This is a genomic window from Bartonella sp. AA97HXZ, assembly GCF_042196985.1.
GTDB lineage: Bacteria > Pseudomonadota > Alphaproteobacteria > Rhizobiales > Rhizobiaceae > Bartonella.
This window is the reverse complement of record NZ_JBHIRC010000034.1, coordinates 1-5,529: the sequence shown is the minus strand read 5'-3', so window position 1 is coordinate 5,529 and position 5,529 is coordinate 1. Positions and strand designations below refer to the sequence as shown.

The window sequence follows — 5,529 nt, the reverse complement described above, 5'->3', positions numbered from 1 at the left end:
CCCTCATTTAAAGGAGCATAAAGTATGGCAACAGGTTTTCTACACGGTGTTGAAGTTGTCGAGGTTGACGACGGCACCCGCCCCCTTCGCGCGGTTCAGTCTGCCGTTATCGGGATTGTTGGCACAGCACCCGATGCCGATGAACAAGCATTCCCTCTCAACACACCGGTTTTGGTAGCAGGCTCTCTTTCACAAGCTGCAAAACTCGATAGAACAGGCAAACGACGCGGCACTTTACCCAATGCCCTTGATCTTATTTTTAAACAAGTAGGAGCAATTGTCGTTGTCGTACGCGTGAACGAGGGTGACAACGAAAATGCAACACTCACCAATATTCTGGGTGGTGTAAACGCAAATGGTGCTTATGAAGGTATTCATGCTTTCATTGGAGCACAATCCATTGTAGGACAAACACCACGCATTCTGATTGCGCCAGGCTTTACACATCAACGCCCTTCCAGTGTGAATATTGAAGAGAATGGAACTGGTGCAACTGCCAACCCCGTAGCAGCAGAATTGATTGGCATTGCCGAGCGTCTGCGTGCGATTGTGGTGCTTGATGCACCAAACAGCACAGATGAAGCAGCCCTTAGCACAGCAAAAGATTTTGATTCAAAACGCGCCATTCTTATTGATCCATTTGTAAAGGTGAATCGTGATGGAAAAACTATAGAACAGCCATCAAGTGCAGCGGTTGCAGGTGTCATTGCCAAAACAGATTTTACACATGGTTTTTGGCATTCCCCTTCAAACAAAGTGATCAATGGCATTGTTGGTATTGCACGCCCCATTGATTTTTCCATTGGGGACAGATCCAGCCGCGCCAACCTTCTTAACGAACAAAACATCACAACAATTATCCGCGAAAACGGTTATCGTCTTTGGGGTAATCGCACCCTTTCAAGTGATACAAAGTTTGCTTTCTTATCGGTGGTGAGAACCGCAGATATGATTAATGACGCCATTTTGCGCGGGCATCTATGGGCTGTCGACCGCAATATCAAAAAAACCTACATGAATGATGTCAGTGAAAGCGTCAATGCCTATTTGCGTGATTTGAAAGCACAAGGCGCCATTCTTGGTGGGCGCTGTACGCCTGATCTAGAGCTTAACACAGCAAGCGCCATTGAAGGCGGCAGAGTCTATTTCAATGTCGAATTCACACCAACAACACCAGCAGAACACATCACATTCCGTTCACGCATTGTGAATGATTATTTAGAGGAGATCTTTTAATGACCGTACCCGTATTACCAAGAGTTTTGAAGTATTTTAACATTTTTGTCGACGGTATTCCCTATCAAGCAAAATGTGAAAGCGTAACATTACCGAATTTGAATTTGGTTGTTGAAAGTTATCGTGGTGGAGGCATGGATAGCTCTATTGAAGTTGACCTTGGTCTTGAAACCCTCACGTTGAGCATGACCATTTCTGATTGCTCTCCAGAGTTAATGGCTCTGTTGGGGCGCACGGATGTCGACATCTCATTGCGCAGTTCAATGCAAGCACAAGGTACACCCGCAGAAGGTGTTGTCATGACCATGAGAGGACTTTGCAAAGGCTTTGAAATGGCAGAATGGCAACTGGGAGGCAAAGCAACTTCTACAGCAACATTCACATTGCAATATTTCAAATATGTCCAAAAAGACGTTGAAATCGTTGAGATAGACGTCCTCAACTTGGTGAGAAAATTCAATGGCGTCAATCAACTCGCAGACCATAAAAACAATATAGGATTATAAAATGACAGTCCAAACAAGCATTACACATAAATTATTGATACCTGTTACCTTTGAAGGAAAAGATCACACCGAAATTACTTTACGGCGCCCCAAAACAAAAGATTTGCAAGCAATCGACAAAAAAGAAGGCGTAGAGCAAACAATCGCTATGATCGCACGTCTTTCTGAATGGCCGCATGAGGCTATCAGCGAACTCGACATCAATGATTTGTCAAGCATTGGAGAGATTTTGGAGTCTTTTATCAAACGGCGGGATACCTCGACTGGGAAACCGCCGCTAAACTCATAGCCGATATTGCCATTGTGTTCCATTGGTCCCTTTCAGACATGATGGAAATGGAACTACAAGAACTCATATTCTGGCGAAAACAAGCAGCAGAAAGGTGTAAAACAAAATGAGTGAAAAAGTTGCTGATGCAAAGGTGAAATTGTCTCTTGAAGATAAACTCACCGCGCCTCTTAAACGTGTACAAAAGAAATTCGATACATTGTCAAAAACACTCTCACATAGTTTGGGTATTCCCCGCTTTTCTGCTGCTGTCAAAAACATGACAAAAAGCCTTCATGGCGTTCAAAGTGCTCTTGGAGTGGCGGCAAGTCGTGCTTCTGTCTTTACCGGTGTCTTAGGATTTGCTGGTGGTGGTCTTGTGGCAAGTGTGACCGCCCTCACCATGAAAACCATGCATCTGGGCGATAGTCTTTATCACGCATCACACCATTTAAATATGAGTGTTGCATCACTTCAATTATGGGGTGATGCAGCCGATAATTCAGGCACTTCTGCCGAACTTTTTCAACAATCCTTGGCCACTTTAAATAGACGTTCAGCCCAAGCATATGCCGGACAAAAAAGAGGCATGATGGGCTTTGAGGCGCTTGGTATTTCTGTCAAAAACGCTTCTGGAAAACTCAAATCAAACTCCGCTTTGTTGGAAGAAATTACCGACAAGATGAGTAAGATGAAAAATCAAGCACAAAGGCAGCATATTGCTGCTCTGCTGTTTGGGGGTGATGGCAAAGAAATGGCTTCCATGCTTGCACAAGGCATGGCACCCATTAAAGAGCTGTTTGCAAAGGCGAGAAAAGGAAAGTGGCTGATAGGTGCCGATGTTGCACGCTATGCCGCAGATTTAAGTGACAAGCTTGGTGCCTTTAAGAAAAAAATAGGGGGTATCGCGAGCTTTATTGGTGCACGTTTCATGCCCGTGATCAATGATATGGTTGACGGTTTTTCAAAGTTAATTGATGAAAACCGTGACCTCATTCAAACAACCGTTGCGAGCTGGGCGAAAACCTTAAGAAAAGTCTTTAATGATTTGCTTAATCCTACCTCTGATTTAAGAAAAGGCATCAGTGATCTCACAGAGAGGATTAAAGGCTGGTTCCAATGGCTAGAGCCATTGATTGGTGAAATAACCCTTTTTAAGTTAGGTCTTGTGGCACTTGGTTCGTTCATTTTTGGTCCACTCATTGCCGCATTAGCAGCCGTAGGAGCCGCATTTGTCACGCTTGGTTATACTATAATGACGACACCTATCGGTTGGTTAATGGGTGGCATTGCAGCGCTCTTTGTCCTCTATCAATATTGGGACAAACTCAATGGTTGGGTAGCAGCATCTTTAGCCGCGGTTGGAGCAGTTCTTATAGCTTCAGTTATTCCAGCAATAACCGCTGTTGGTTCTGCTTTTATATCGCTTGGTGTTGCTATCATGACAACCCCCATAGGCTGGATAATGGCTGGTATTGCAGCCCTTATTGGAATTGGATATCTGCTTTATAAAAATTGGGATACGGTCATGAATTTCTTACGAAATTTGTTGAGTTCTTTGGCTAATTTATGCAGTAACATTTTCAGTAACCTCTTTAGTCTCTTTAAAAAGTTTTCACCCCTCTCTTGGATTGCAAAAGGCATAAATGCATTGATTAAATGGTTGCTTGGGGTCGATTTAATGGAAGCAGGTTCCAATCTTATTAATGGGCTTTGGGAGGGCATCAAAAGCAAATGGGGTGATCTATATAACGGATTTGGCAATATGATGAAGAAATTAACCAGTTGGATGCCTAATTGGGTGAAAGAAAAGTTAGAGTTTAATGTTTCAATAGACAAGACTTCAACGCAGACCATTAAAACCTTTACCGAAGAAACCAATACACAGGCAAAAAGAATGCTGGATACAGTAGTGGTTACAAATACCCCGCCTGAAAAACGCAAGAGTGGTTTTAATACAAGTGTCGTTGAAACAGGACAAATGCAGGCAACAAATAAAGTAGGTGCCTTTAAAGCTCCAAAGCCAATTACGGTTCATAAGCCCGTTGAAGTAGACGCCCGCGTGATGATTTCAAATTTAAATATTTCCGTCCCCAATGGTCTTAAAGATGAAATCAGAGACGCTGTCAATCAAGCACTTGAACGCTATGCAAAACAGCAACGTTTAGCCATAGCCTCTAGCCTTTCGGATTAAATACCATGATGTTAGCTTTGGGTGGTTTTATTTTTTCGATTGAAACAGCAGCTTATCAAACACTTGATATGTCTTATGGGGTTCCATGGGTAGAGCAAGGACGATTGGGGCGCAAAGCAGCTCTTCAATTGCCTGCCGTTGCAAATGCGGAATTTTCTTTAACTGGGGTGATCTATCCAGATTTTAAAGGCGGTCACGGACAAATCGAGTATTTGCGACAAATGTCCCATAATGGTCCTCACATTCTTGTGACTGGTCAAGGCAAAATCTTAGGTAAGTTTGTCATTCTTTCTGTAGAGGAAAAACAAAGCGTTTTTCATCATAATGGCACCCCAAAAAAACAAGAATTTACAATAAAGTTGAGAGAATATGGTGAAGAGCTATGAGTGATCTTTACGTAACAAAAGAAGGCGATATGGTTGATGCCATTTGCTGGAGATACTATGCAAAGGGTCAACAAGCCCTTGCTGTTGAACGCGTCTATGCAGCAAATTTTGGTCTTGCAGACTATGGACCCATTTTAAAAGCAGGCATCACGATACTCTTACCAACCCTCCCCTATCCGAAAGCCACACCAGTAATCAGAATTTGGGGTAGCAAATCATGAAACCTTTTTGCATGGTTCTGGCAAATGGAGAGGACATCACAAGAACGCTGATGGACTATGTTTTGTCGATTGAAATTACCGATGAAGCAGAAAACAAAAGTGATCGTATCACTATAGAGCTTGATGACCGTGCGCGTGACAGTGATAACGGCTTTCTTGATATTCCTCTTATCGGGACAGTCATTTCTGTAACTCTTGGCTATGAAGGGGGAAAAAATCGCGATATGGGAGCCTATCTGATTGATGAAATCTCTGTAAGCAGCCCACCACAAAGCTTAAGCGTGACAGGGCGCGCCGCATCAATGAACACGTCTTACAGAACCCCCAAAAGCCAATCCTATCACCAGCAAACCCTTGGCAGTATTGTTCAAGAGATAGCACAGCGCAATGGCTATACACCAAAAGTTGACCCTGCTCTTGCCAAAATTGTTGTGCGTCACATTGATCAAACATCGGAAAGTGATATGGCTTTTGCCACACGCCTTGCAGAAGACTATGATGCGGTAGCAAAACCCGTTGATGGCAAATTGGTGCTTGCCAAAAGGGGTGAAGGCAAAGCCATTACCGGTGAAACACTGCCCGTCGTTGTCATCCATGAAAAACAATGTACCTCTTGGGATTTTAAATACAGTGCACGCGATGAAGCAGGTGCCGCCAATGGATTAAAGACAGATGCAGGAGATGATCAAAAAGCCGCCGCTGATGCACGAGAACCAGA

Annotated in this window: 8 protein-coding genes; all 8 read left to right on the top strand. The window is 43.5% G+C overall.

Features of this window, described 5'->3' with window-relative positions:
* The first annotated feature begins 24 nt into the window (after positions 1 to 24).
* The gene (locus tag ACFINE_RS09060; protein WP_375621808.1) at positions 25 to 1,236 is read left to right on the top strand and encodes a phage tail sheath subtilisin-like domain-containing protein; all 1,212 of its coding nucleotides are present in this window, start codon (positions 25 to 27) and stop codon (positions 1,234 to 1,236) included.
* Positions 1,236 to 1,742 carry a phage major tail tube protein gene (locus ACFINE_RS09055; protein ID WP_375621807.1) on the top strand — a complete coding sequence of 169 codons (507 nt, stop codon included), beginning with the start codon at positions 1,236 to 1,238 and terminating at the stop codon, positions 1,740 to 1,742. The genes ACFINE_RS09060 and ACFINE_RS09055 overlap by 1 nt, the downstream gene beginning before the upstream one ends.
* Before the next feature lies 1 nt (position 1,743).
* Positions 1,744 to 2,031, top strand: coding sequence for a phage tail assembly protein (locus ACFINE_RS09050; RefSeq protein WP_375621806.1), 288 nt, complete (start codon positions 1,744 to 1,746; stop codon positions 2,029 to 2,031).
* Between the two features lie 38 nt (positions 2,032 to 2,069).
* Positions 2,070 to 2,141, top strand: coding sequence for a GpE family phage tail protein (locus ACFINE_RS09045; RefSeq protein ID WP_375621809.1), 72 nt, complete (start codon positions 2,070 to 2,072; stop codon positions 2,139 to 2,141).
* The gene (locus ACFINE_RS09040; protein WP_375621805.1) at positions 2,138 to 4,204 is read left to right on the top strand and encodes a phage tail protein; all 2,067 of its coding nucleotides are present in this window, start codon (positions 2,138 to 2,140) and stop codon (positions 4,202 to 4,204) included. Before ACFINE_RS09045 ends, ACFINE_RS09040 begins: the two co-directional genes overlap by 4 nt.
* Before the next feature lie 5 nt (positions 4,205 to 4,209).
* Complete coding sequence (locus ACFINE_RS09035; RefSeq protein ID WP_375621804.1) at positions 4,210 to 4,590, top strand: phage tail protein; 381 nt, start codon at positions 4,210 to 4,212, stop codon at positions 4,588 to 4,590.
* Positions 4,587 to 4,811, top strand: a complete 225-nt coding sequence (locus tag ACFINE_RS09030) for a tail protein X (RefSeq protein WP_273789860.1) — start codon at positions 4,587 to 4,589, stop codon at positions 4,809 to 4,811. The genes ACFINE_RS09035 and ACFINE_RS09030 overlap by 4 nt, the downstream gene beginning before the upstream one ends.
* Positions 4,808 to 5,529, top strand: a 722-nt coding sequence (locus tag ACFINE_RS09025) for a phage late control D family protein (protein WP_375621803.1), incomplete at its 3' end; no start/stop codon positions are given. The genes ACFINE_RS09030 and ACFINE_RS09025, both read left to right, overlap by 4 nt.

Bases quoted from the DNA above. Each gene is read 5' to 3' on its own strand.
- ACFINE_RS09060 (WP_375621808.1), top strand. From the start codon at position 25: ATGGCAACAGGTTTTCTACACGGTGTTGAAGTTGTCGAGGTTGACGAC.
- ACFINE_RS09055 (WP_375621807.1), top strand. From the start codon at position 1,236: ATGACCGTACCCGTATTACCAAGAGTTTTGAAGTATTTTAACATTTTT.
- ACFINE_RS09050 (WP_375621806.1), top strand. From the start codon at position 1,744: ATGACAGTCCAAACAAGCATTACACATAAATTATTGATACCTGTTACC.
- ACFINE_RS09040 (WP_375621805.1), top strand. From the start codon at position 2,138: ATGAGTGAAAAAGTTGCTGATGCAAAGGTGAAATTGTCTCTTGAAGAT.
- ACFINE_RS09035 (WP_375621804.1), top strand. From the start codon at position 4,210: ATGATGTTAGCTTTGGGTGGTTTTATTTTTTCGATTGAAACAGCAGCT.
- ACFINE_RS09030 (WP_273789860.1), top strand. From the start codon at position 4,587: ATGAGTGATCTTTACGTAACAAAAGAAGGCGATATGGTTGATGCCATT.